Genomic DNA, 26,001 nt, shown 5'->3' with positions numbered 1-26,001 from the left:
ACCCACATGGTTCGAACAAGAAGGAAGACTGCAGTGAGCGCTGACTACCCACGCGACCTGATCGGTTACGGCAATAACGCTCCCCACGCCCAGTGGCCGGGCAACGCCCGCATCGCCCTGTCCTTCGTACTCAATTACGAAGAAGGCGGCGAACGCAACATTCTGCACGGCGACAAGGAATCCGAAGCGTTCCTCTCGGAGATGGTCGCGGCGCAACCGCTGCAAGGCGAGCGCAACATGAGCATGGAATCGTTGTACGAGTATGGCAGCCGTGCCGGTGTCTGGCGTGTCCTCAAGCTGTTCAAGGAATTCGACATCCCGCTGACCATCTTCGCCGTGGCCATGGCCGCCCAGCGCCATCCGGACGCGATTCGTGCGATGGTCGCCGCTGGACATGAAATCTGCAGCCACGGTTATCGCTGGATCGACTACCAATACATGGATGAAGCCCAGGAACGCGAGCACATGCTCGAAGCAATCCGCATCCTGACCGAAATCACCGGCGAGCGGCCGCTGGGCTGGTACACCGGCCGCACCGGCCCCAACACCCGTCGGCTGGTGATGGAAGAAGGTGGCTTTCTCTATGACAGCGACACCTATGACGACGACCTGCCCTACTGGGAACCGAACACTCCCCACGGCAAGCCGCATCTGGTGATCCCGTACACGCTGGACACCAATGACATGCGCTTCACCCAGGTGCAGGGTTTCAACAACGGAGACGATTTCTTCCAATACCTCAAGGATGCTTTCGACGTGCTGTATGCCGAAGGCAGCGAGGCACCGAAAATGCTCTCCATCGGCTTGCACTGCCGCCTGATCGGCCGCCCTGCCCGCCTCGCCTCGCTCAAGCGCTTCCTCGAATACGCCAAGGGCCACGAGCAGGTCTGGTTCGCCCGGCGCGTCGACATCGCCCGCCATTGGCAGCAGACCCATCCCTGCCCGCAGGCTCTAAAAGCGGGAGCGTCGAAATGACTGCGTTCCAAACCCTCAAGCCCTCCACCCTGAGCCGCGAAGCCTTCGTCAAGGCCTTCGCCGATATCTACGAACATTCGCCATGGGTGGCCGAAAAGGCTTTCGAGCTGGGCCAGGATTCGTCGATCGACCAGGTCGAAACCCTGCATCAGCGCATGAGCGATATCCTGTTGAGTGCCGATCACGCCAGCCAACTGGCCTTGATCAACGCTCACCCGGACCTGGCCGGCAAAGCGGCCGTCCAGGGCCAACTGACCGAAGCCAGCACGAACGAACAGGCAGGCGCCGGTATTCACCAATGCACGGCCGAAGAGTTTCAGCGCTTCACCGAGCTGAACGAGGCCTACAAAGCCAAGTTCAAGTTTCCCTTCATCATGGCGGTAAAAGGCAGCAACCGGCACCAGATCCTCGCGGCGTTCGAAACGCGCATCCATCATTCGATCGACACCGAATTCAAATGCGCGCTGGCAGAGATCAACAAAATCGCGTTGTTCCGACTACTGACCCTTTAGCGAGCAGCCTGCTGCAAGCATCCCCAGCCAACTTATTTAAAGGCAGACAAGAAGAATGAAAGCTTACGCCGTACCTTTCGAGAAGTTCGTCAACCTGGCCGACGCCCGCCTGGGCACCAAGATCATCTCCGTCACCGATGACTGGTTCGCCGACGCCAACCGTCTGTTCCAACCGACCCCAGCGGTGTGGAAGGAGGGTATATTCGATGACAACGGCAAGTGGATGGACGGCTGGGAGTCGCGCCGCAAGCGCTTCGAAGGCTACGACAGCGCGGTGATCCGCCTGGGCGTCGCCGGCTCGATCAAAGGCGTGGACATCGACACTTCATTCTTCACCGGTAACTACCCGCCGTCGGCCTCTTTGGAGGCCTGCTTCCTGGTCGAAGGCGAGCCGGACGAAAACACCCAATGGACTGAAGTACTGTCGGCCGTCGAGCTGCAAGGCAACAGCCACCACTACCACGAAATCAACAATGACCAAGCTTTCAGCCACCTGCGCTTCAATATCTATCCCGATGGCGGCGTGGCTCGCCTGCGGGTCTATGGCATTCCGTTCCGCGACTGGTCGGCCGTAGGCGACAACGAACAGATCGACCTCGCCGCCGCCCTCAATGGTGGCCGCGCCTTGGCCTGCTCCGACGAGCACTTCGGCCGCATGAGCAACATCCTCAACCCGGGCCGCGGCGTGAACATGGGCGACGGTTGGGAAACCGCCCGTCGTCGCACCCCCGGCAATGATTGGGTGATCGTCGCCCTGGGCCACGCCGGCATCGTCGAGAAAGTCGTCGTCGACACTCTGCACTTCAAGGGTAACTACCCCGACAGCTGCTCGATCCAGGGCGCCTTCGTCAAGGGCGGCACCGACAGCCAGATCGAAACCCAGTCGTTGTTCTGGCGTGAACTGCTGCCGAGCCAGAAGCTGGAGATGCACGCGGAACACACCTTCGCCGAGCAGATCAAGGCGTTGGGACCAATCACCCATATCCGCCTCAATGTGTTCCCGGATGGGGGCGTGAGTCGCCTGCGGGTTTTGGGCAAGGTATCGAAATAAAGGGTGCACCTGTGGCGAGGGAGCTTGCTCCCGCTGGACTGCGCAGCAGTCCCATTTTGAGGACCGCTTCGCGTCCCAGCGGGAGCAAGCTCCCTCGCCACAAAAGCTGAAATCAACAACACAGCATTCGGATAAGAAGACCAGCATGCGCACACTCAAGATCGAACCGTTGACCAAAGAAGCCTTCGCCCCGTTCGGTGACGTGATCGAAACCGATGGCAGCGATCACTTCATGATCAACAACGGTTCGACCATGCGCTTCCATCGCCTGGCGACGGTGGAAACCGCCACGCCGGACGACCAGGCGATCATCAGCATCTTCCGCGCCGACGCGCTGGACATGCCATTGACCGTGCGCATGCTGGAGCGCCATCCGCTGGGCAGCCAGGCCTTCATACCGCTGCTCGGCAATCCCTTTCTGATCGTGGTCGCGCCACTTGGCGATGCACCTGTATCAGGCTTGGTCCGCGCCTTCGTCACCAACGGCAGGCAGGGCATTAATTACCATCGCGGCGTCTGGCACCACCCGGTGCTGACGATCGAAAAGCGGGATGACTTCCTGGTGGTTGATCGCAGTGGCACAGGCAATAACTGCGATGAGCATTTTTTCAAAGAGGATGAGCTGTTGATCCTCGCCCCCCACCAATAAGAGAAGCGTCCGATTATGCGAAAACAAGCATGACGGGCGAGAGGTAAAGACTGTGGAAGCACATATGCTGGAATGGCTGAACCTGAGCGTGCGCTGGGTTCATATGATCACTGGCGTGGCCTGGATCGGCGCGTCGTTCTACTTCGTCTGGCTGGAAAACAACCTCAACCGCGTCAACCCCCGCAGCGGCCTGGCCGGCGACCTGTGGGCCATCCACGGCGGCGGTATCTACCACCTGGAAAAATACAAACTCGCACCACCCTCCATGCCGGACAATCTGCACTGGTTCAAGTGGGAAGCGTACTTCACCTGGATGTCGGGCATCGCCCTGCTGTGCGTGGTGTTCTATTGGAACCCAACCGTTTATTTGCTGGCGCCCGGTAGCGGCTTGAGCGGCCCCGAAGGTGTTGCCTTGGGCATTGGCTCGTTGTTCGTCGGCTGGTTCGTCTATTCGTTTCTCTGCGACTCGGCCCTGGGCAAGCGCCCCGCCCTGCTCGGCCTGATCCTGTTCGTGCTGCTGATCGCCGCCGCCTACGGGTTCAGCAAGGTCTTCAGCGGTCGCGGTGCCTACCTGCATGTCGGGGCGGTCATCGGTACGATCATGGTCGGCAACGTGTTTCGCATCATCATGCCGGCCCAACGCGCGCTGGTGGCGGCCATCGCCGAGAACCGCACGCCCGATCCGGCACTGCCGGCCAAGGGGCTGCTGCGTTCACGGCACAACAACTACTTCACCCTGCCGGTGCTGTTCATCATGATCAGCAACCACTTTCCGAGCACCTACGGCAGCCCGTACAACTGGCTGATCCTGGCGGGGATCGCGGTGGCCGCTGTGTTGGTGCGCCACTACTTCAACACGCGCCATGACAGCAACCGGTTCGCCTGGACGCTGCCGGTCGGTGCCCTGGCAATGATTTGCCTGGCTTATGTCACTGGCCCCAAGCCTGTGACGAGCGCACCGGACGTGGCCAAGGCACCGGCGGCCATCGAATACCAGCCGCTGCCGGAAACCGCCGTGGGCGGTGGTGCCAAGCCGCAAGCCGCACCCGCGGCGCCGGCCCCAGCGCCCGCCCAAGCCGCCAACGCCCAGGGGCCATCGTTCGAGAAGGTCCACAGCGTGATCCAGGAACGCTGCTCCGTCTGTCATTCGGCCAAGCCCACCAGCCCGTTGTTCAGTGCAGCGCCAGCCGGCGTGATGTTCGACACGCCGCAGCAGATCCAGCAACAGGCCGCGCGCATCCAGGCCCAGGCCGTGACCAACCAGATCATGCCCCTGGGCAACATTACCCAAATGACCCAGCAAGAGCGCGATCTGATCGGCGCGTGGATCAACCAGGGCGCGCGCACCAACTGAGCCACGCCGTCCAAAATCGCTATGTGTAATACCGCTGACAGGCAGACCGGCATACGACCGGTCGCCCGTCAGCGACTGCCTGCGCCTCAACAATAAAAACAAGAGGAAAGCATCAGATGACAGAGCCCCACCACCACGCCCCACATTCGTCGCGAATGCGCCGATGCAGGGCACTTGAGCCCGCCAAGGCAAGTCCGTATCCTGCGCGGCCGTTCGAATCCGCACCTCCAGGAAGCCCCCTCGAATCCTGACCAACACGCCAGCTTTACCGGCGTTACGCAGGACTGCGGCCCCTTGAAAACACCTTTTTCGACCGCTTCAAACCGCTCGGGCGAGCCTGCTTCGGCCTTGGCTCAGCTCTTGCTAACAGCATTTGCCACGAGCAAAAGCTGACCGAACGGATGTTTATTGTCCGTTGAAAAAGGCGCCACACCAGAGCGCTGAATGAAAAAAGACAGCGGTACCACTTACCTTTGGGAGCAAACCGAATGAAACGTATGTGCACCAGCCTGATACTTGCAGGGTCCCTGCTGGCCGGGGGCCAAGCGATGGCCGATGACCTGTTCCAGTGGCAGAACAACAGCCTGACCTACCTGTACGGCAAGGATTTTCAGGTCAACCCGCGAATCCAGCAGACCGTCACCTTCGAGCACGCCGACGCCTGGAAATACGGGGACAACTTTTTCTTCCTCGACCGGATCTTCTACAACGGCAAGGAAGACAGCAACGCCGGGTCGAACACCTACTACGGTGAGTTCAGCCCGCGTCTGTCGTTCGGCAAGATCTTTGACCAGAAGCTGGAGCTGGGCCCGATCAAGGACGTGCTGCTGGCCATGACATACGAGTTCGGGGAAGGCGACAACGAGTCCTACCTGATCGGCCCGGGCTTCGACCTGGACATTCCCGGTTTCGACTACTTCCAGCTGAACTTCTACAACCGTCAGACCGAAGGCGCCCGCGCCGGCGACAATGTCTGGCAGATCACTCCCGCGTGGGCCTACACGATTCCCGTGGGCTCGTCCGATATCCTGATCGACGGTTTCATCGACTGGGTGGTGGACAACGACACCAACTCCAAAGGCACCTACCACGCCAACCTGCACATCAACCCGCAGATCAAATACGACTTGGGCAAGGCACTGAACCTGGGCGCCAAGCAGCTCTACGTGGGCGTGGAATATGATTACTGGAAGAACAAATACGCCATCGAAGACAGTGATGGATTCAAGACCAACCAGAGCAATACCAGCTTCTTGCTGAAGTATCACTTCTGACCTGACTGGATCTCAGGTTTAGAGCTCCACCACAAATCCCTTGTGGGAGCGGGCTTGCTCGCGAAAGCGGACTGTCAGCCGATATCGATGTTGAATGCTCAGTCGCCTTCGCGAGCAAGCCCGCTCCTACACTGGCTGCGTGACAGCCACAGTTTTAGTGGCGCACTCCCTCAAGCCAACCCCAGGAACCGACTCAACTCCTCACGCTGCGCCAACGCATCCTGGCGCCCCAATTCGACCAATTCGCTGCAATACCCCGCCTCGAACAACAGGTAACTGAGCACCCCCGCGCCGCTGGTCTTGGTCGCACCCGGCCCGCGCAGGAATACTCGCAATGCACGGGGCAACTCCTGCCGATGGCGAGCGGCAATTTCATCGATCGGTTGGCTGGGAGAAATCACCAGCACCTCCACCGGCGCCGCGCCGAGGGTGTGGGCGGGAACGTCGTCGGGCAGCAAGTGACTGAACGCGTTCAGACGCTCAAGCAACTCGATGTCGCTTTCCAGGCTGTCGATGAACGTGCTGTTGAGCATGTGGCCTCCGATCTGCGCCAGTGACGGCTGCAGGCCGGTGTAGCTGCGCTCCGAAGGATCCTGGCCACCCGCACCACGAGGGTTGCCACTGACACCGATGACCAGCACGCGATTGGCCCCCAGGTGCAGGGCCGGGCTGATAGGCGCCGATTGACGCACGGCACCGTCGCCGAAGTATTGCGGGCCAATCTTGACCGGCGCGAACAACAGGGGAATCGCCGAACTGGCCAGCAAATGCTCTACCGACAACTGCGTCGGCACGCCAATGCGCCGATGGCGCAGCCAGGCACCGATGGTTCCGCGGCCCTGATAGAACGTCACGGCCTGGCCCGACTCGTAGCCGAACGCGGTCACCGCCACCGCCCGCAATTGCTCCTCGAAAATCGCTTGCTCGATACCCGACGCGTGGAATTGCGCCTGGAGCAATTCGCGCAGCGGCGAACTGTCGACCAGCGCCACCGGCAGCTTGGCTCCAAGGCCCAGCAGGCTGTGAGTGATGAAACGCGTCGCCTGGGCAATCACCCCGCGCCAGTCGCTGCGCATGACCTGATGGCTGCGCACCGTTTGCCAAAAGGCTGTCAGGCGTTCGATGGCGCTCTTGAAGTCCATCGCCCCGCTGGCCAGGCTGACCGCGTTGATCGCGCCGGCAGATGTGCCGACGATCACCGGGAACGGGTTCTGCGCCCCGTCGGGCAACAACTCGGCAATCGCTGCCAAGACACCCACTTGATACGCTGCCCGAGCCCCGCCGCCGGAAAGAATCAAACCTGTAACCGGTTCAGCTGGGGTCATCGCAATGCTCCGTGCTCAAGGTGACGCTGGAAATTGGCCGAGTGCAGATTCAACCACGCTTATCGTAGAGCTTCGGCTCGCCCGGCGGACGGCTCTTGAAGCGCCGGTGGGCCCAGAGGTATTGCTCGGGACAATCTCGCACCGACTGCTCGACCCATTGATTGATACGGATGCAGTCAGCCTCTTCAGTCTCCCCCGGAAACCCTTCCAGCGGGGCCTGGATCACCAGGCGATAGCCGCTGCCATCGGCCAGGCGCTCCTGGACGAATGGCACGACCAGCGCCTTGCCCAGGCGGGCGAACTTGCTCGTGGCGGTGACCGTCGCCGCCTGGATGCCGAACAACGGCACGAACACGCTTTGCTTGGCGCCGTAATCCTGGTCCGGCGCATACCAGATCGCCCGACCGGCACGCAGCAGCTTGAGCATGCCGCGCACATCATCGCGTTCCACCGCCAGGGAATCGAGGTTGTGCCGCTCACGGCCCCGGCGCTGGATATAGTCGAAAAGTGGATTTTTGTGTTCGCGGTACATGCCATCGATGGTGTGCTGCTGGCCGAGCAAGGCCGCGCCGATTTCCAACGTGGTGAAATGCAGCGCCATCAGGATCACGCCCTTGCCCTCGCGCTGGGCCAGCTTGAGATGCTCCAGGCCTTCGACATGGGCCAGCTTCGCCAGGCGCGAACGCGACCACCACCAGCTCATGGCCATTTCGAAGAAAGCGATGCCGGTGGAAGCGAAGTTTTCCTTGAGCAGACGCTTGCGCTCGGCAGCGGACTTTTCGGGAAAGCACAGCTCCAGGTTGCGCCGGGCGATGCGCCGTCGGTCGCCAGCCACCCGGTACATCAGCGCACCCAATGCACGGCCGACACGCAGCAGCAACGGATAAGGCAACTGGACGATCAGCCACAATAGCCCCAGGCCGCACCATAGCAGCCAGAAACGCGGATGAAAAAAAGCAGCTCGAAAACGCGGGCGATCCATTACAGCTTCCACAAAGACATGGGCCGGGCATTCTACATTGTTCGACCCGGGTTGCGGCTCGCGGACGATCTCGTTATAAGTCTCGGCACTTTTAGTGACAAGCCGTTGTACGCCGACCATGAGCCAAACCGAACCGCTAGACCAAGATCCCGTGTTCCAGTTGAAGGGCAGCATGCTCGCCATTACGGTGCTGGAGCTGGCCCGCAACGACCTGGAGAGCCTTGACCGGCAATTGGCGGCCAAAGTCGCCCAGGCCCCGAATTTCTTCAGCAATGCCCCGCTGGTGCTGGCCCTGGACAAGCTGCCGGCCGGCGAAGGCGCCGTGGACCTGCCGGGCCTGATGCGTGTTTGCCGCCAGCACGGCCTGCGCACCCTGGCGATCCGTGCCAGCCGCATCGAAGACATCGCCGCCGCCATCGCCGTGGACATTCCGGTGCTGCCGCCGTCCGGCGCCCGGGAGCGCGTGCTGGAACTGAGCCCAGTCGAAGCGAAGAAAACCCCGGAAAAACCACCCGAGCCCACGATCAAGCCGACCCGCGTCATCACCTCGCCCGTGCGCGGCGGGCAACAGATTTATGCCCAGGGTGGCGATCTGGTCATCGTTTCCTCGGTCAGTCCGGGCGCGGAACTTCTGGCCGATGGCAACATCCATGTATACGGCCCGATGCGCGGTCGCGCGCTGGCCGGCGTCAAGGGTGATACAAAAGCCAGGATTTTCTGTCAGCAATTGAGCGCTGAGCTGGTTTCCATCGCCGGGCAGTACAAGGTTTCCGAGGATTTGCGCCGCGACCCATTGTGGGGGGCGGGCGTCCAGATCAGCCTGACGGGCGACGTGTTGAACATCATTCGGCTTTAACGGATACTGCCGCATTTTCCAAGCATCTCTAAAACGTAGCGAAAACGGCTAAACGACGTAGGAAAAAGGATCAGGCAGTGTTTACCGGAGGTAGACCTCGCCCGCCATCCGATTTTCGCCTGGCCTGTCCAACTGCAGCAGTTTTCCAGAGATGTTCTTCAGGGGCTGAAAAAGTCCTTTTTTCCTTAGGGGTGAAACACCTTGGCCAAGATTCTCGTGGTTACATCCGGCAAGGGTGGTGTGGGTAAGACCACCACCAGCGCCGCTATCGGTACCGGCCTCGCTCTGCGCGGCCACAAGACAGTCATCGTCGACTTCGACGTCGGCCTGCGTAACCTGGACCTGATCATGGGTTGCGAGCGTCGCGTGGTCTATGACTTCGTCAACGTCGTCAATGGCGAAGCGAACCTGCAACAAGCCCTGATCAAGGACAAGCGCCTGGAAAATCTCTACGTGCTGGCTGCCAGTCAGACCCGTGACAAAGACGCGCTGACCCAGGAAGGCGTGGAAAAGGTCCTGATGCAACTCAAGGAAGACTTCGAGTTCGTGGTCTGCGACTCCCCGGCCGGCATCGAGAAAGGTGCCCACCTGGCCATGTACTTCGCAGACGAAGCGATTGTCGTGACCAACCCGGAAGTGTCGTCGGTACGTGACTCCGACCGCATGCTGGGCCTGCTGGCGAGCAAGTCCCGCCGCGCCGAAAAGGGCGAAGAGCCGATCAAGGAACACCTGCTGCTGACCCGCTACAACCCGCAACGGGTCAGCGACGGCGAAATGCTCGGCGTCGAAGACGTCAAGGAAATCCTCGCTGTCACCCTGCTGGGCGTGATCCCCGAATCCCAAGCGGTACTCAAGGCCTCGAACTCCGGCGTACCGGTCATTCTCGACGACCAGAGCGACGCCGGCCAGGCGTATAGCGATGCAGTCGATCGCCTGCTGGGCAAAACCGTGGAGCATCGTTTCCTCGATGTAACGAAGAAAGGTTTCTTCGAGCGCCTGTTTGGAGGTAGGTAATGAACCTTTTTGACTTCTTTCGTGCCAACAAAAAGCCCAGTACCGCCTCGGTCGCGAAAGAGCGTCTACAGATCATCGTGGCGCACGAACGCGGCCAACGCAGCACCCCTGACTACCTGCCAGCCTTGCAGAAGGAACTGGTGGAAGTGATCCGCAAGTACGTCAACATCGGCAGCGATGACGTGCACGTGGCGCTTGAAAGCCAGGGCAGTTGCTCGATTCTGGAACTCAACATCACCCTGCCGGATCGCTGATAGATCCAGCAGGAGCCACGGCGGCTCGGGCCCTCCTTCTCTTCCTTGGGAATATGAGATGGGCCCGAGCCGCCGTTGGCGTTTGTAACGAGACTGTTTAATGCCCCTGTCCAACATTCGCATCATTCATCAGGACGCCGCCGTCCTGGTGGTCGACAAGCCGACCCTGTTGCTTTCCGTGCCCGGCAGGGCCGATGACAACAAAGACTGCCTGATCACCCGCCTGCAGGAAAACGGCTATCCGGAAGCGCGAATCGTGCACCGGTTGGACTGGGAAACCTCCGGAATCATCCTGTTGGCCCGCGACCCGGACACTCATCGCGAGTTGTCCCGGCAGTTTCATGACCGCGAAACCGAAAAAGCCTACACCGCCTTGTGCTGGGGCCAACCAACGCTGGACAGTGGCAGCATCGACCTGCCGCTGCGCTACGATCCGCCGACCAAGCCCCGGCACGTAGTCGACCATGAACACGGCAAACACGCCCTGACCTTCTGGCGCGTGCTGGAACGTTGCGGCGACTGGTGCCGGGTCGAGCTGACGCCGATCACCGGGCGCTCCCACCAGTTGCGCGTGCACATGCTGTCCATCGGTCATCCACTGCTGGGCGACGGGCTCTACGCCCACCCGCAGGCCCTCGCTGCCTGGCCACGGCTGTGCCTGCACGCCAGCATGCTCAGTTTCACCCATCCGCAAAGCGGCGAGCGTTTGCGCTTCGAGTGCCCTGCACCGTTCTAGAATTGCTTCTCCATGGAAATGGATCATCCGATAAAGGCTTGGCATGCAGGTTATTGATTTTCAGGAAACGCCCGTCAGGAAAGTTCGTCACCAACTGCTGTATCTGATCTACGGGGACAAGGACGCTTATCGCCACGAAGCCAAGTTCAGCATCCTGACGGCATTGGCCCACGGCAACCCGGCGACACTGCCGAGCATCAGAATCATGACCGACCGGCCCGAGGACTACCTGGGCTGGCCGATCGAGACCGTCAAGCTGAGCCCCGGACTGCTGACCCAATGGCAGGGCAATAATGGTTACCTGCACCGGCGCAAAGCCTGCGCCATCGCCGCCGGGCTGAAGCTGGCCGAGAAAACCCTGTTCGTCGACACCGACACGCTGTTCCTCACCGATCCCGACCTGTTGTTCCAGCAAATCCGGCCAGGGCAGTACCTGATGGATCGCTTCGAATACAACTGGGACTACGTCTGTGGCCGCGAGGATTATCGCAAGCTGGCTGATTGCCTGTTGACCCACGGCGTGGATCAGAACAACAGCTTCAAGCTTTATAACAGTGGCTTGTGCGGTGTGACCGACGGCGATGCAGCGTTGCTGTCCCAGGCCATTGAGCGGATCGATGAATGGACCGAGGACGGCTTTGACATCCATACCATCGAGCAAATCGCCATTTCCTTCACGTTGCGCCACCAAGCCATCAAGGAAACCAACAAACACGTCTATCACTATTTCGCCGACAAACGCTTCTTCCACACCATGCAGGAGCACTTTTTCGCCCAGCACGGCGAGGCGTTCAGCGATCAGTTGATAGCGCGCTGCCATGAGGTACCGCGCAGCCGGCCCTTCCCGTCGGCCTGGCGTCGCCTGAAGATCAAATGGAAATTGCGCCACCAGCGCGGAGCCTTGCACAGGATCGGGCGCGACTTGTTGTATGGCAGCGCGGCGCCGGAACATCCTTACTACGAGCTGTGCAGGCATCATTGGTGGGATTCGGCATCGCGGGAGATTCTTCGCCTTGCACCGAAGCGTCAGCAACAGCTATTCGGCCACTTGAGGCACTGGCCGCGGCACCTGCCGGAACCGTCCAAGGCTCAGGACAAGCCCTTGATCATGGCGCATCTGCGCAAGCGGATCGCGCCCTCGGACTGACCCATACCGAGGACGCAGCACAATCAGTGACAGGGGATTGGGCCTGCAACGCAGGCAGTCGATGGGGTAAACTTGCGCCCATTGCTGTCTGGAGTTACTTATGCGCGCAGAGTTGAACCAAGGCCTGATCGACTTCCTCAAGGCCTCCCCCACCCCGTTCCACGCCACCGCCAGCCTTGCCCAGCGTCTCGAAGCGGCAGGCTACCAGCGTCTTGACGAACGCGAGACCTGGGCCACCGAGGCCAATGGGCGCTATTACGTCACGCGCAACGACTCCTCGATCATCGCCTTCAAGCTGGGCCGCAACTCAGCGCTGCACGATGGCATCCGCCTGGTTGGCGCCCACACCGACAGCCCGTGCCTGCGGGTCAAGCCGCAGCCAGAACTGCAACGCCACGGGTTCTGGCAACTGGGCGTCGAAGTCTACGGCGGCGCGTTGCTGGCGCCGTGGTTCGATCGCGACTTGTCGCTGGCCGGGCGCGTGACCTTCCGCCGTGACGGCAAAGTCGAAAGTCAACTGATCGATTTCAAGGCGCCCATCGCCACGATTCCGAACCTGGCCATTCACCTTAATCGCGAGGCCAACCAGGGCTGGGCCATCAACCCGCAGAACGAACTGCCGCCGATCCTCGCGCAGTTCGCCGGGGACGAGCGTGTCGACTTCCGCGCCGTACTCACCGACCAACTGGCCCGCGAACACGGTTTGAATGCCGATGTGGTGCTCGATTACGAGCTGAGTTTCTATGACACTCAAAGCGCCGCGGTCATTGGCTTGCACGGCGATTTCATTGCCGGCGCGCGCCTGGACAACCTGCTGTCGTGCTACGCGGGCCTGCAAGCCTTGCTGAACGCCGACACCGAGGAAACCTGCGTGCTGGTGTGCAACGACCATGAGGAAGTCGGCTCGTGCTCGGCCTGTGGCGCCGATGGCCCGATGCTCGAACAGACCCTGCGTCGCCTGCTGCCTGAAGGGGAAGAGTTTGTACGAACCATTCAGAAATCCCTGCTGGTTTCGGCAGACAACGCCCACGGCGTGCACCCCAACTACGCCGACAAGCACGACGCCAATCACGGTCCCAAGCTCAACGCCGGGCCGGTGATCAAGGTCAACAGCAATCAGCGCTACGCCACCAACAGCGAAACCGCCGGGTTCTTCCGACACCTGTGCATGGCCGAAGAAGTGCCGGTGCAGAGCTTCGTGGTGCGCAGCGACATGGGCTGCGGCTCGACCATCGGCCCGATCACCGCCAGCCAGTTGGGCGTGCGCACCGTCGACATCGGCCTGCCGACTTTCGCCATGCATTCGATCCGCGAGCTGTGCGGCAGCCATGACCTGGCGCATCTGGTGAAGGTGTTGAGTGCGTTTTATGCGTCCCGCGAGTTGCCGTAACCGCCGCTAACCGTCTGTTTGGACCGGTGGATACCTGTGGCGAGGGAGCTTGCTCCCGCTGGGCTGCGCAGCAGCCCCCCTGACTCTGCAACTGAATGCGCATTTGCCAGTGCTGCGCACTGGAGCGGGAGCAAGCTCCCTCGCCACAACGGTGTCAGCCTCCGGATCGCGGGGGATGTGACACACATCATCACCCTCCAGCCAAACCCCAACTAGACTCACCTTATCCCCCCGACAAGGCTGTCGTCATGATCTCGATGTCTGCGTTCAACGCCATGCTGGTGCCCATCATTGCCGGCATGATCCTGCTGGCCATCGGTTTCAACTTTCGCGACAAGAACGTCGGAGTCTTTGCCATGTGGATCGGCATGCTGTTGATCCTGGCCACCGTGGTGTTCAAGATCCTGACCAAGCTCAACGAGTCGCTCTGAATTCAAGCCATCGGCGTTTGTTCCGGTACATCGACCCCGACATGAATGGCATCGTGTCGCCAGAACTCCAGGTCGCAGTCAATCAGCCGCTGGTGCTGGTCATAGTTGACCCGGGCAATGCGCAGCCCCGGGCTGCCCACCGAGACCTTCAGCGCCGCCGCGGCTTCCGGTTGCAATGAGGTGGGCACGATCTCGAACTTCACCCGCCCGTAGTGCAGGTCGTAGTGACGGGCGTACAGCTCGGTCATGGACTGGTTCAGGTCGAACTCGAGAATGTCCGGGAAATATTGCGGGTTCAGGTAGTGCTCGACGTACAGCACCAGGCGCTCGTCGATGCGCCGCGCGCGGCAGATCTGGATCACGCTGGACAGCGCCGGCAACTGCAACCAGGCACACACCGCCGCCGACGCGGGTTGCAGGCGGGCCGAAATCACTTGGGTAGAAGGTACCCGCCCCTGGGCCGCGACCATGGCGTGGAAATGGCTGCGCTGCATCAGGTTATAGGCCAGGCGCGGCGGTGAAACGAACCAGCCCCGGCGTTCTTCCCGATAGATCTGCCCTTGGGCCTCGAGCTGCAACAACGCTTCGCGCACGGTAATGCGCGTGGTCCCGAACAGTTCACTGAGCTTGCGCTCGGCCGGCAGCTTGCTACCGGGCGCCAGCAGCCCGTGATCGAGCTGCTCTTGCAGGACTTGGCCAATGGCTGTCACCGCTTTGGTTGCATCGATGCGCATCAACGTTACCTATCTGGACTAGACCAGCACTGTTTCAGGGCAGGGATCGAGCGCCCCTCAATCCGCTTTAACTCCAGCAAGCCTAGGCACTGCACATGACTGGCAGATGACAGAGCCGCCGAACGGTAGTTTTTACAACCTGCAAATAAACGGCCAAGTCCTTTCAGATCAGCTGTTTACCCATGGTCTACGCTTAATTCGCAGCCAACCCTCACGGACCTGATATTTGCCGGGGCATCCGGTGCCGACATCAAAATGTCACAGGGCTCGCCTAAATTGGCTCAGGTATTGCTGACCTAGACCAACACAACCGCAATCGCAGCGTTGAAAACGCCCATAGGAGCTTCGGATGAAACAGCTTTTCCTGGCATCACTGTTAGGCTCGACCATTGCCATGTGCACCGCCGCCATGGCCGCTGATACCGATCTGAAAACGTTGGAAGCCGCTGCGAAAGCGGAAGGCGCCGTAAACAGCGTCGGCATGCCCGACGACTGGGCAAACTGGAAAGGCACCTGGGACGACCTGGCCAAGCTCTACGGCCTGAAACACATCGACACCGACATGAGCTCGGCCCAGGAAATCGCCAAGTTCGCCGCCGAGAAAGATAACGCCAGCGCCGACATCGGCGACGTCGGCGCCGCCTTCGGCCCGATCGCGGTCAAGCAGGGCGTCGTGCAACCGTACAAGCCAAGCACCTGGGACCAGGTACCAGCCTGGGCCAAGGACAAGGACGGTAACTGGGCGCTGGCCTACACCGGTACCATCGCCTTCATCGTCAACAAGAAGCTGCTGCATGGCTCGGACGTACCCACCAAATGGGCCGATCTTAAAACCGGTAAATACAAGGTTTCCATCGGTGACGTGAGCACGGCGGCCCAGGCGGCCAACGGCGTGCTGGCAGCAGCCCTGGCCAACGGCGGCGACGAGAAGAACCTGCAACCGGCCTTGTTGATGTTCGCCGAAATCGCCAAGCAAGGGCGCATCTCCATGGCCAACCCGACCATCGCCACGATGGAAAAGGGTGAAGTCGAAGTCGGCGTGGTCTGGGATTTCAACGGCCTGAGCTACAAGGCGAAGATGGCCAATCCGGATGACTACGTTGTGCTGATTCCGTCCGACGGCTCGGTCATCTCCGGCTACACCACCATCATCAACAAATACGCCAAGCACCCGAACGCCGCGAAGCTGGCCCGTGAATACATCTTCAGCGACGCCGGCCAGATCAACCTGGCCAAGGGCAATGCCCGTCCGATCCGCGCCGAACATCTGACGCTGCCGGAAGACGTCAAGGCCAAGCTGCTGCCCAACGAGCAGTACAAGGGCGTGACCCCGATCAAGGATGCCGATGCGTGGGAAAAAACCTCCAAGGCACTGCCGCAGGCTTGGCAGGAAAACGTGATCATCGAAATGAAGTGAGGCGGTAACTCCCGCTCGGATATCCGATGAAGATCCCTGTGGGAGCGGGCTTGCTCGCGAATGCAGTCTGTCAGTCAATATCAATGTTGAATGTCAGTCAGCATTCGCGAGCAAGCCCGCTCCCACACAGGACCTTCGCTGATCCGATTTTTCTGGTATCTGTCCCGGAGTCCCGGTACCCATGAAGCACAACGTCATCCTGGTGGTGCTCGATGGCCTCAACTACGAGGTCGCCCGGCATGCCATGGGACATTTGCAGGCTTATGTCGGCGCAGGACGCGCGGCGCTCTACAAACTGGAATGTGAACTGCCGGCCCTGTCCCGTCCGCTCTATGAATGCATCCTCACCGGCGTCGTGCCCATCGACAGCGGGATCGTGCACAACAATGTCTCGCGCCTGTCCAACCAGCGCAGCATCTTTCACTACGCCACCCAAGCAGGCTTGAGTACCGCCGCCGCTGCGTATCATTGGGTCAGCGAGCTCTACAACGTGTCACCGTTCATTGCCGGCCGGGACCGTCATACCGACGACCCCGACCTGCCGATCCAGCACGGGCATTTCTACTGGAATGATCACTACCCCGACTCGCACCTGTTCGCCGACGCCGAACACTTGCGCCAGCGCTACCAGCCGAATTTCCTGCTGGTGCACCCGATGAACATCGACGATGCCGGCCACAAGCATGGTCTTGACACACCGCAGTACCGCAACAGCGCCCGCTCGGCCGATATCAACCTGGCGGTCTACCTGCAAGCCTGGCTCGACGGCGGTTATCAGGTACTGGTGACATCCGATCACGGCATGAACAACGACCGTTCCCATAACGGCCTGCTGGCTGAAGAACGGGAAGTGCCGCTGTTTGTCCTGGGCAGCGGCTTCAGTCTCGACCCCACTGCCGCGCCCCGACAGATAGAACTCTGCGGCACCATCTGCCAGTTGCTCGGCATCGACCACGACAAACCCTATTGCCAGGAATTACTCAAGTGAACGCCATGACGCGCGGCAAATGGCTGGCAGCGTTGTGCCTGGTGCCCTTCGCGATTTTCTTCATCGTGTTCCAGATCGCCCCGCTGCTCTGGGTGCTGATCAACAGCCTGGAATCGGAAGAGTTCGGCTGGGGCCTGGCCAACTTCAGCAAGATCTTTAGCTCCAAGTTCTATCTGCAAGCGATCCAGCACAGCCTGGAGATCAGCTTCTGGTCCAGTGTGTTCGGCATCATCATCGCCGTGTTGGGCAGCTATTCCCTGCGCCGGGTGGATTCGCGGCTGCGCAACTTCGTCAATGCGTTTGCCAACATGACCAGCAACTTCGCCGGCGTGCCCCTGGCCTTCGCCTTCATCATTTTGCTGGGGTTCAACGGCAGCATCACGATCATGCTCAAGCAGGCGGGGATCATCGAGGATTTCAACCTGTACTCGAAAACCGGCCTGATCATCCTCTATACCTATTTCCAGATTCCCCTCGGCGTGCTGCTGCTCTATCCGGCATTTGACGCCTTGCGCGAAGACTGGCGCGAATCCGCCGAGCTGCTCGGCGCCAACGGCTGGCAATTCTGGCGGCACATCGGCCTGCCGGTGCTGACCCCGGCGCTGCTGGGCACGTTCGTGATCCTGCTGGCCAACGCTCTGGGCGCCTATGCGACGGTCTATGCGCTGACCACCGGCAATTTCAACGTTTTACCGATTCGCATCGCCGCCATGGTTTCTGGCGATATTTCCCTGGACCCAAACATGGCCAGCGCCTTGGCCGTGATCTTGGTGGCGCTGATGACTCTGGTGACCATCGTCCATCAGCTGCTGCTCAAGAGGAGCTACCATGTCTCGCGCTGAACCGGGCTCCGTCGGGCTCTATCATCGGGCAGTGGTGTATTTGCTGTTCGCTATCCTGCTGCTGCCCCTGGCCGGCACGCTGGTGTACTCCATCGCCAGCAGTTGGTCGGCCACCGTGCTGCCCAGCGGCTTCACCTTCAAATGGTATGTGCAGTTGTGGAGCGATCCGCGTTTCCTCAACGCGTTCGGCCAGTCACTGCTGGTCTGCGTCGGCGCGCTGGTACTTTCGGTGGTGCTGACCCTGCCGCTGCTGTTCGTGGTGCATTACCACTTCCCCAAGCTCGACGCGCTGATGAACATCCTTATCCTGCTGCCTTTCGCGGTGCCGCCGGTGGTGTCGTCGGTCGGGCTGTTGCAACTCTACGGCTCCGGGCCGCTGGCGATGGTGGGCACGCCATGGATTCTGATCGGCTGCTACTTCACCGTCGCCCTGCCGTTCATGTACCGGGCGATCACTAACAACCTGCAAGCCATCAACCTGCGCGACCTGATGGACGCCGCTCAATTGCTCGGCGCCAGCACCTTCCAGGCGGCCGTGCTGGTGGTGCTGCCGAACCTGCGCAAGGGCTTGATGGTAGCGCTGCTGTTGTCCTTCTCGTTCCTGTTCGGCGAGTTCGTGTTCGCCAACATCCTGGTCGGCACCCGCTATGAAACCTTGCAGGTGTACCTGAACAACATGCGCAACAGCAGCGGCCACTTCACCAGTGCGCTGGTCATTTCCTACTTCTTCTTCGTACTGGTCCTGACCTGGGCGGCCAACATCTTGAACAAGGACAAAAGCCAATGAGCTACGTCAGCGTCCAACATCTGCAAAAAACCTACGCCGGCACGCCAGTGTTCAGCGACATCAACTGCGAAATCCGCAAGGGCGAGTTCGTTACCCTCCTCGGCCCATCCGGCTGTGGCAAATCCACACTGTTGCGCTGCATTGCCGGCCTGACTGCGGTGGATGCCGGCCAGATCCTGCTGGACGGACAGGACATTGTCCCGCTGAGCCCGCAAAAGCGCGGCATCGGCATGGTGTTCCAGAGCTACGCCCTGTTCCCCAACATGACCGTCGAACAGAACGTGGCCTTCGGCCTGCGCATGCAAAAGATCGAGGCCGAGGCCAGCCGTCAGCGAGTGCTGGAAATATTGCGCCTGGTTGAGCTGCAAGACTTTGCCACTCGCTACCCCCATCAGCTCTCCGGCGGCCAATGCCAGCGCGTGGCCTTGGCTCGCTCCCTGGTGACCCGTCCGCGCCTGTTGCTGCTGGATGAACCGCTGTCGGCGCTGGATGCACGGATTCGCAAGCACCTGCGCGAACAGATCCGTCAGATCCAGCGCGAGCTGGGCCTGACTACGATCTTCGTCACACACGATCAGGAAGAAGCGCTGACCATGTCTGACCGAATCTTCCTGATGAACCAGGGAAAAATCGTACAAAGCGGCGATGCCGAAACGCTGTACACAGCGCCGGTGGATGTCTTTGCCGCCGGCTTCATCGGCAACTACAACCTGCTGGACGCCGACAGCGCCACCCGCTTGTTGCAACGCCCCATGAACGGTCGTATCGCCATTCGCCCGGAAGCCATCGAACTGAGTCGCAACGGCGAGCCCGATGCGCTGATCCGCAGCCACAGCCTGCTGGGCAACGTGATCCGCTACCGGGTCGAGGCCCGTGGTGTAGAGCTGGTGGTCGACGTACTCAATCGTTCGGCTGCCGACTTGCATCCCGATGGTGCGCGGCTGGCACTTTTCATCGATCCGTCGGCGCTGTGTGAGGTAGCCTGATGGCCTTGTTGATTTTGAAGAGAGAAGCGCGCTGATGGCCTTGGCAATTTTTGATCTGGACGAAACCCTGATCCATGGCGACTGCGCCACCCTCTGGAGCGAACAGATGGGACGCCTGGGCTGGGTCGATCCCGAGTCGTTCATGCGGCGCAACAACGAGCTGATGGACGCCTACAGTCACGGCAAGCTGCGCATGGAAGAGTACATGGACTTCAGCCTGGAACCGATGATCGGCCGCACGCCGGAAGAAATTGAACACCTGGTGACGCCGTGGGTTGAAGATTTCATCGAACCGATCATCTTCAGCGACGCCACCAAGGCCATCGCCGAACACCGCAAGGCCGGCGACCGGATCCTGGTCATCTCGGCGTCGGGCACACACCTGGTCAAGCCGATTGCCGAACGCCTGGGCATCGATGAGATCCTGGCGATCGAACTTGAAGTGGCCCATGGGGTGTACAGCGGCAAGACCGTGGGCACCCTGACCTACCGCGAAGGCAAGATCGCCCGGCTGCTGGATTGGCTGGATGCCGAGGAGGAGAACCTGGAAGGCGCGAGTTTCTATTCCGATTCGCGCAATGATCTGCCGCTGCTGCTGCGGGTGGATTACCCACACGTAGTGAACCCGGACCAAGTGTTGAAGGCCCACGCCGAATTGGCTGGATGGCCGATCCACACCTGGAAATAAAACACTGGGCAGCCCGAAGTCCCCCGTGGCGAGGGAGCTTGCCCCCGCTCGGCTGCGCAGCAGTCGTAAATCAGGCGACGGGGGTTGTCAGCCAAACCATTGGGGCGGCTGCGCCACCCAGCGGGAGCAAGCTCCCTCGCCACGGGGAAGGTGGCGTGTCAGTCGATGCGCTAGGGCCTGTGAACTAACTCAGGCTTTCATCAATCAGCAGCACCAATTTCCCCGATACCTTGTTGGTCGCCAATTGCGCAAACGCCGCTTCGGCGTCCTTGATGAGGAAGGTCTTGGCCAGTTGCGGGCTCAGGCGCCCTTCGGAGAACAGCGGCCAGACCTGCTGGCTCAGATCGCTGAACAGATCCGCCTTGAACTGATCGTCGCGGCTGCGCAAGGTTGACCCCAGCAACTGCACACGCTTGGCCAGGACCTGCGCCAGGTCCAGTTGGGCCTCGCGGCCGCCCATCAGCCCAATAAGCACCCAGCGCCCGTCAACTGACAAAAGTTTCACGTTGAGTTTCGCGTAGTTGGCGCCCACCGGATCGAGGATCACGTCGAAAGGGCCGAGGTCGTTCAGGCTTTCCATATCGTCGGTGCGTACCACGCCGCCCTGGGCACCCAAAGCTTCGCAATAGGCCAGGCGCTCAGCCGATCCGACACTCACCCAGCAAGGGCTGCCAAACGCCTTGCACAGTTGGATAGCGGCCGAGCCAACGCCACTGGCGCCGGCGTGCAGCAGCACTTTTTCACCCGGCTTGAGCCCTGCAAGCTGAAACAGATTCAACCATGCGGTGCTGTAAACCTCCGGCAGGGCGGCGGCTTCGGCCAGGGAAAGCCCCTCCGGTACCGGCAAGACATGCCGGCCATCGACCACCACTTCTTCGGCCATCCCCCCGCCGGCCAGCAACGCACAAACACGGTCGCCGATCTGCCAGGAAGACCCCGGCCCGACCTCGCTGATCACCCCGGAACACTCCAGCCCCAACACCTGGCTGGCTCCGGGAGGCGGTGGATAAAGCCCGGCTTTTTGCAACAAATCGGCCCGATTCAGGCCGGCCGCCGCCACGCGAATACGAACTTGCCCTGCATCACATGCAGGACTTGGCTCATCTGCCCATACCACTTGGCCTTCAACGCCTTGCAATGCTTTCACGGTGCCTCCATAGTGAGTCTCGACTGGGCCCGCTGCTGTTAACGTCGGGCTTTCTTGCATTATGCGCCCGGGCCACATGGAACCGGCGACTTCAAAGACGGCCTAATATGCGTTATCAATTGTCCCTGCGTCGAATCAGCATGAAGCACCTGTTCCCCAGCACCGCCCTCGCGCTAGTCATTGGCCTCGGCCTGTTACCGTTGTCGAACGATACGTTCGCAGCCAACAGCTGGGACAAGCTTCAGCCCGATCGCGACGAGGTGATTGCCAGCCTTAACGTCGTTGAGTTGCTCAAGCGCCACCACTACAGCAAGCCGCCGCTCGATGACGCACGTTCGGTCATCATCTACGACAGCTACCTGAAGCTGCTTGATCCGTCGCGCAGTTACTTTCTGGCCAGCGACATCGCCGAATTCGACAAGTGGAAAACCCAGTTCGACGACTTCCTCAAGAGCGGCGACCTGAACGCCGGCTTCATCATCTACAAACGCTACCTGGACCGCGTGAAGGCGCGTCTGGACTACGCCCTTGCCGAGCTGAACAAAGGCGTCGACAAGATCGATTTCAACGCCAAGGAAACCTTGCTGGTGGACCGCAAGGACGCCCCTTGGCTCAAAAGCACAGCCGAGCTCGATGACCTGTGGCGCAAACGCGTCAAGGACGAAGTGCTGCGCATGAAGATCGCCGGCAAGGATCCCAAGCAGATCCAGGAAACCCTGACCAAGCGCTACAAGAATCAATTGGCCCGCTTGGACCAGACCCGCGCCGAAGACGTCTTCCAGGCGTACATTAACACCTTCGCCATGTCCTACGACCCGCACACCAATTATCTGTCGCCGGATAACGCGGAAAACTTCGACATCAACATGAGCCTGTCCCTGGAAGGCATCGGCGCGGTCCTGCAGAGCGACAACGATCAAGTCAAGATCGTGCGCCTGGTTCCCGCAGGGCCTGCGGACAAGACCAAACAGGTCAGCCCGGCAGACAAGATCGTCGGCGTCGCCCAAGGCAACAAGGAAATGGTCGACGTGGTCGGCTGGCGCCTGGACGAAGTGGTCAAGCTGATCCGTGGCCCGAAAGGCTCGGTGGTGCGCCTGGAAGTCATCCCGGCCAGCAATGCGCCGAACGACCAGACCAGCAAGATCGTGTCCATCACCCGTGAAGCGGTGAAGCTGGAAGAACAGGCGGCCAAGAAATCGGTCCTCAACCTCAAGCAGGACGGCAAGGACTACAAGCTCGGCATCATCGAGATCCCGGCCTTCTACTTGGACTTCAAGGCGTTCCGTGCCGGCGATCCGGATTACAAGAGCACCACCCGCGACGTCAAGAAGCTGCTGACCGAGTTGCAGAAAGAGAAAGTCGACGGCGTCGTCATCGATTTGCGCAACAACGGCGGCGGCTCCCTGCAGGAAGCCACCGAGCTGACCAGCCTGTTCATCGACAAGGGCCCGACCGTGCTCGTGCGTAACGCCGATGGCCGAGTGGATGTGCTTGAAGACGAAAACCCAGGCGCATTCTACAAAGGCCCGATGGCCCTGCTGGTCAATCGCCTGTCGGCGTCGGCCTCGGAGATTTTCGCCGGTGCCATGCAGGACTACCACCGCGCCCTGATCATTGGCGGCCAGACTTTCGGCAAAGGCACCGTGCAAACGATCCAGCCGCTCAACCATGGCGAACTGAAACTGACCCTGGCGAAGTTCTACCGGGTTTCCGGCCAGAGCACCCAGCACCAGGGCGTACTGCCTGACATCGATTACCCGTCGATCATCGACACCAAGGAAATCGGTGAAAGCGCACTGCCCGAGGCCATGCCGTGGGACACCATTCGCCCTGCGATCAAACCGGCCGTGGACCCGTTCAAGCCGTTCCTGGCCCAGCTCAAGTCCGAGCATGATTCCCGCACGGCCCAAGACGCGGAGTTTGTCTTCATCCGCGACAAGCTGGCCCTGGCGCAGAAGTTGATGCTGGAGAAAACCGTCTCCCTGAACGAAACCGACCGTCGCGCCCAACATGCCGACATCGAAGCCAAGCAACTGGCCATGGAAAACCTGCGTCGCAAGGCCAAGGGCGAAGAGCCGCTCAAAGAGCTGAAGAAAGAGGACGAAGACCTGATCACCGAACCGGAGAAAACCAAGCCGGAAGACGATGCCTACCTGAGCGAAACCGGGCGAATCCTGCTGGATTACCTGAAACTCAACACGGCTGTCGCCAAGCACTAAGATGATGGCCATTTAACAGTGATGCTCGTCGGAGTGTCATCAAACTGACATCAGTCTGTCGTGAAATACAGGACCGGGCGCCTCCCCTTGAAGGGATCGCGCCCCGTCCTTTTTTTATCGCCAGAGATTGCCATGACCACGACAGAACAGCTGGGCGCCTTGAGTTCAATCCTGGCTCAAAGCGGTTTGCACAGTCTGTTCCAGCCGATCATTTGCCTTTCGGAACGGCGTATCGTCGGTTACGAAGCCCTGACCCGCGGCCCTTCCAATAGCCCGCTGCACTCCCCCATTGCCCTGCTTTCGGTGGCCCGCCAGGCCGGCCGCCTCAGCGAACTGGAACTGGCCTGTCGCCGCAGCGCCTGCCAGCGCTTCAATGAGCAAAAACTGCCGGGCAAGCTGTTTCTCAACGTCTCGCCCGAGTCCCTGTTGGAGTCGGCGCACCAGACCGGGCGCACGTTGCAACTGTTGCAGGATTTCGGAATACCGCCCAGCCAGGTGGTCATCGAACTCACCGAACAGACGCCCATCGATGACTTTCAACTCCTGCAAACCGCTCTGCATCATTACCGGGCCATGGGTTTTTCCATTGCGCTGGACGATCTGGGCGCAGGCTATTCAAGCCTGCGGCTGTGGTCCGAGCTGCGCCCCGATTATGTGAAGATCGACCGGCATTTCATCGACGGCATTCATCAGGACGCCCTCAAGCGCGAGTTCGTCGGCTCGATCCTGAAAATCGCCCGCACGTCCCGGGCCCAAGTGATCGCCGAGGGCATCGAACTGCCGGAAGAACTGGCGGTGCTGATGGAAATGGGCGTCGACCTGGTCCAAGGCTATCTGCTCGCCCGTCCCCAGGAAAAACCGGCCAGGGATGCCAGGACGCTGATGCCCAGGCAAGACAATGGCGCGGTGTCGCTCAGCGAAGAGATCAACGATCTCGGCGCGTTGCTCAACGAGCAGCCGGCCGTGGCCCACGACACGCCGACAGCCACCGTGCTGGAGGCATTCCGGCGCCAAGCCAACCTCAACTCCCTGGCCGTGCTGGATGACCACGGGCAGCCCTGCGGCATCGTCCATCGCCATTCGCTCTCGGACGCCTTGCTCAAGCCCTTCGCCACCGACCTGTTTGCCCGCAAACCCATCAGCCGCCTGATGAGCGATGACTTCCTCGCGGTGGAACTGAGCCAATCGTTGCAACAAGTCAGCCGCCTGATTACCAGCCGCGCGCGGAAGCGCATCGAAGAAGACTTCATCATCACCCTCAACGGCATCTACCTGGGCCTGGGCCGGGTGATCGACGTGCTCAAACTCATCACCGAACTGAAAATCCAACAGGCCCGCTACGCCAACCCATTGACCCTGCTGCCAGGCAACGTACCGATCCAGCAATGCCTCACTCGCCTGTTGCAACAGCGTCAGGAGTCGGTGATCTGCTACGTGGACATCGACAGCTTCAAGCCCTTCAACGATATATACGGCTATGGCCGCGGCGATGAAGTCCTGCTGTGCCTGGCCCAATGCCTGAACGAACGCATCGACCCCAGCCGGGACTTTGTCGGCCACATCGGCGGCGACGATTTTCTCCTGGTCCTCGGCCCGGACGACTGGAGCAAACGTCTGGACCAACTGCTCAGCGACTTCCAGACCCACTGCCGACGCTTCTACCGCCCCGAACATTTGGAGGCAGGGTGTTTTACCGCGCTGAATCGGCAAGGGGTTCGGCAGGAGTTTGCCTTGTTGTCATTGTCGATTGGGGTCGTGCATTTGCGCTCGGAGGCTTGTGAGGAATTGGATGCGAGTCAGTTGGCAGAGCTGGCTTCGCAGGCCAAGCATCACGCCAAGGGGATTTTGGGGGGAAGTGTGTATTTGGTTGATGGTTTGGTTGGGCGGGAGCCGGTGGTGGAGTTGGGGTTGTTGGTGTAAATGGATTACCCCACGGCCCGAACATCTGGCGATAACCCTGTGGCGAGGGAGCTTGCTCTTATCAAACAAAATACAACCCATTGTTTTTGCTTCTAAAAATCATGCAGCCTTAACTAATTGCATACCCAACTTTCGGGCTTTGCGCTCCAGAGCCCGCAGTTGGCGTCCCCGGCTTTTCTCCTCAAACTCTTCTATCCCTTTCTCAACGTAGGGTTGGCCTTTGGTGAGCATGGCGTAAATCAATCGCGCCAGTTGATGAGCCGTCGCCTTGATCGCGCAACTAGTGTCCATCCGCGTCAGGCGGGCACGGTGGCTGGCGCCAA

The 26,001-nt window shown here is 60.5% G+C and carries 25 protein-coding genes and 1 pseudogene; 21 read left to right on the top strand and 5 right to left on the bottom strand.

Annotated features, from left to right (window positions below; genetic code table 11):
• Positions 1-33 precede the first annotated feature (33 nt).
• The 6 genes from puuE (at position 34) to AD663_RS06630 (ending at position 5,815) form a co-directional block, all read left to right on the top strand.
• The gene (puuE, locus tag AD663_RS06655) at positions 34-975 is read left to right on the top strand and encodes an allantoinase PuuE (RefSeq protein WP_003179129.1); all 942 of its coding nucleotides are present in this window, start codon (positions 34-36) and stop codon (positions 973-975) included.
• Positions 972-1,487 carry a 2-oxo-4-hydroxy-4-carboxy-5-ureidoimidazoline decarboxylase gene (uraD, locus tag AD663_RS06650; protein WP_053213465.1) on the top strand — a complete coding sequence of 172 codons (516 nt, stop codon included), beginning with the start codon at positions 972-974 and terminating at the stop codon, positions 1,485-1,487. The genes puuE and uraD overlap by 4 nt, the downstream gene beginning before the upstream one ends.
• A gap of 55 nt (positions 1,488-1,542) precedes the next feature.
• Positions 1,543-2,538 carry an allantoicase gene (gene alc / locus AD663_RS06645; protein ID WP_053213464.1) on the top strand — a complete coding sequence of 332 codons (996 nt, stop codon included), beginning with the start codon at positions 1,543-1,545 and terminating at the stop codon, positions 2,536-2,538.
• Positions 2,539-2,683: 145 nt separating this feature from the next.
• Entirely contained in the window at positions 2,684-3,187 is a 504-nt protein-coding gene (locus AD663_RS06640; RefSeq protein WP_053213463.1) for an ureidoglycolate lyase, read from the top strand.
• A gap of 52 nt (positions 3,188-3,239) precedes the next feature.
• Positions 3,240-4,541, top strand: coding sequence for a urate hydroxylase PuuD (locus AD663_RS06635; RefSeq protein ID WP_003179123.1), 1,302 nt, complete (start codon positions 3,240-3,242; stop codon positions 4,539-4,541).
• Positions 4,542-5,029: 488 nt separating this feature from the next.
• A complete protein-coding gene (locus tag AD663_RS06630; protein ID WP_053213462.1) occupies positions 5,030-5,815 on the top strand; it encodes an outer membrane protein OmpK in 786 nt (261 codons plus the stop codon).
• Positions 5,816-5,985: 170 nt separating this feature from the next.
• Here the strand turns inward: AD663_RS06630 and AD663_RS06625 are convergent, their stop codons facing one another.
• A complete protein-coding gene (locus tag AD663_RS06625; RefSeq protein WP_003179119.1) occupies positions 5,986-7,140 on the bottom strand; it encodes a patatin-like phospholipase family protein in 1,155 nt (384 codons plus the stop codon).
• 49 nt (positions 7,141-7,189) lie between these two features.
• Positions 7,190-8,122 (bottom strand): lipid A biosynthesis lauroyl acyltransferase, encoded by a 933-nt coding sequence (locus tag AD663_RS06620; RefSeq protein ID WP_003179117.1) that lies wholly within the window; start codon positions 8,120-8,122, stop codon positions 7,190-7,192.
• A gap of 118 nt (positions 8,123-8,240) precedes the next feature.
• Between AD663_RS06620 and minC the strand changes: the two genes are divergently transcribed.
• The 7 genes from minC to AD663_RS06585 all read left to right on the top strand — a co-directional run bounded on the left by minC (position 8,241) and on the right by AD663_RS06585 (position 13,950).
• Positions 8,241-8,978, top strand: a complete 738-nt coding sequence (gene minC / locus AD663_RS06615) for a septum site-determining protein MinC (protein WP_003179116.1) — start codon at positions 8,241-8,243, stop codon at positions 8,976-8,978.
• A gap of 201 nt (positions 8,979-9,179) precedes the next feature.
• A complete protein-coding gene (minD, locus tag AD663_RS06610) occupies positions 9,180-9,992 on the top strand; it encodes a septum site-determining protein MinD (RefSeq protein ID WP_003179114.1) in 813 nt (270 codons plus the stop codon).
• Positions 9,992-10,246 carry a cell division topological specificity factor MinE gene (minE, locus tag AD663_RS06605; RefSeq protein WP_003179111.1) on the top strand — a complete coding sequence of 85 codons (255 nt, stop codon included), beginning with the start codon at positions 9,992-9,994 and terminating at the stop codon, positions 10,244-10,246. The genes minD and minE overlap by 1 nt, the downstream gene beginning before the upstream one ends.
• A 100-nt stretch (positions 10,247-10,346) precedes the next feature.
• Complete coding sequence (locus AD663_RS06600) at positions 10,347-10,982, top strand: RluA family pseudouridine synthase (protein WP_003179109.1); 636 nt, start codon at positions 10,347-10,349, stop codon at positions 10,980-10,982.
• Between the two features lie 43 nt (positions 10,983-11,025).
• Positions 11,026-12,129 (top strand): hypothetical protein, encoded by a 1,104-nt coding sequence (locus AD663_RS06595; protein ID WP_003179107.1) that lies wholly within the window; start codon positions 11,026-11,028, stop codon positions 12,127-12,129.
• 100 nt (positions 12,130-12,229) lie between these two features.
• A complete protein-coding gene (locus tag AD663_RS06590; RefSeq protein ID WP_003179105.1) occupies positions 12,230-13,519 on the top strand; it encodes a M18 family aminopeptidase in 1,290 nt (429 codons plus the stop codon).
• 248 nt (positions 13,520-13,767) lie between these two features.
• Entirely contained in the window at positions 13,768-13,950 is a 183-nt protein-coding gene (locus AD663_RS06585) for a hypothetical protein (protein WP_003179103.1), read from the top strand.
• A gap of 2 nt (positions 13,951-13,952) precedes the next feature.
• Here AD663_RS06585 and AD663_RS06580 read toward each other — a convergent pair whose 3' ends face one another.
• On the bottom strand, positions 13,953-14,684 hold the full coding sequence (locus AD663_RS06580; protein ID WP_003179101.1) for a UTRA domain-containing protein: 732 nt from the start codon (positions 14,682-14,684) through the stop codon (positions 13,953-13,955).
• Positions 14,685-15,033: 349 nt separating this feature from the next.
• Here AD663_RS06580 and AD663_RS06575 point away from each other — a divergent pair, with 349 nt between their 5' ends.
• From AD663_RS06575 to AD663_RS06550, 6 genes are all read left to right on the top strand, one after another.
• Positions 15,034-16,101 carry an ABC transporter substrate-binding protein gene (locus tag AD663_RS06575; RefSeq protein WP_003179100.1) on the top strand — a complete coding sequence of 356 codons (1,068 nt, stop codon included), beginning with the start codon at positions 15,034-15,036 and terminating at the stop codon, positions 16,099-16,101.
• Between the two features lie 181 nt (positions 16,102-16,282).
• Positions 16,283-17,089 (top strand): alkaline phosphatase family protein, encoded by an 807-nt coding sequence (locus AD663_RS06570; protein WP_003179098.1) that lies wholly within the window; start codon positions 16,283-16,285, stop codon positions 17,087-17,089.
• A 5-nt stretch (positions 17,090-17,094) separates the two neighbouring features.
• On the top strand, positions 17,095-17,931 hold the full coding sequence (locus AD663_RS06565) for an ABC transporter permease subunit (protein WP_172680590.1): 837 nt from the start codon (positions 17,095-17,097) through the stop codon (positions 17,929-17,931).
• Positions 17,918-18,718 carry an ABC transporter permease gene (locus tag AD663_RS06560; protein WP_053213461.1) on the top strand — a complete coding sequence of 267 codons (801 nt, stop codon included), beginning with the start codon at positions 17,918-17,920 and terminating at the stop codon, positions 18,716-18,718. The genes AD663_RS06565 and AD663_RS06560 overlap by 14 nt, the downstream gene beginning before the upstream one ends.
• Positions 18,715-19,704 carry an ABC transporter ATP-binding protein gene (locus AD663_RS06555; protein WP_003179092.1) on the top strand — a complete coding sequence of 330 codons (990 nt, stop codon included), beginning with the start codon at positions 18,715-18,717 and terminating at the stop codon, positions 19,702-19,704. Before AD663_RS06560 ends, AD663_RS06555 begins: the two co-directional genes overlap by 4 nt.
• Positions 19,705-19,738: 34 nt before the next feature.
• Positions 19,739-20,392 carry an HAD family phosphatase gene (locus AD663_RS06550; protein WP_003179090.1) on the top strand — a complete coding sequence of 218 codons (654 nt, stop codon included), beginning with the start codon at positions 19,739-19,741 and terminating at the stop codon, positions 20,390-20,392.
• A 184-nt stretch (positions 20,393-20,576) separates the two neighbouring features.
• Here AD663_RS06550 and AD663_RS06545 read toward each other — a convergent pair whose 3' ends face one another.
• Positions 20,577-21,539, bottom strand: a complete 963-nt coding sequence (locus tag AD663_RS06545) for a zinc-binding dehydrogenase (protein WP_003179088.1) — start codon at positions 21,537-21,539, stop codon at positions 20,577-20,579.
• Positions 21,540-21,679: 140 nt separating this feature from the next.
• On the opposite strand from AD663_RS06545, the gene AD663_RS06540 reads away from it, so the two are divergent.
• Positions 21,680-23,758, top strand: a complete 2,079-nt coding sequence (locus AD663_RS06540; protein WP_172680589.1) for a carboxy terminal-processing peptidase — start codon at positions 21,680-21,682, stop codon at positions 23,756-23,758.
• A 132-nt stretch (positions 23,759-23,890) separates the two neighbouring features.
• Positions 23,891-25,678 (top strand): bifunctional diguanylate cyclase/phosphodiesterase, encoded by a 1,788-nt coding sequence (locus AD663_RS06535; RefSeq protein WP_053213460.1) that lies wholly within the window; start codon positions 23,891-23,893, stop codon positions 25,676-25,678.
• Positions 25,679-25,777: 99 nt separating this feature from the next.
• Here the strand turns inward: AD663_RS06535 and AD663_RS06530 are convergent.
• Positions 25,778-26,001, bottom strand: a pseudogene (locus tag AD663_RS06530) (IS110 family transposase); the annotation flags it as partial.

This window comes from Pseudomonas sp. Q12-87, from assembly GCF_001269755.1.
GTDB classification, from domain to species: domain Bacteria; phylum Pseudomonadota; class Gammaproteobacteria; order Pseudomonadales; family Pseudomonadaceae; genus Aquipseudomonas; species Aquipseudomonas fluorescens_S.
This window is presented reverse-complemented; position numbering and strand designations above follow the sequence as displayed.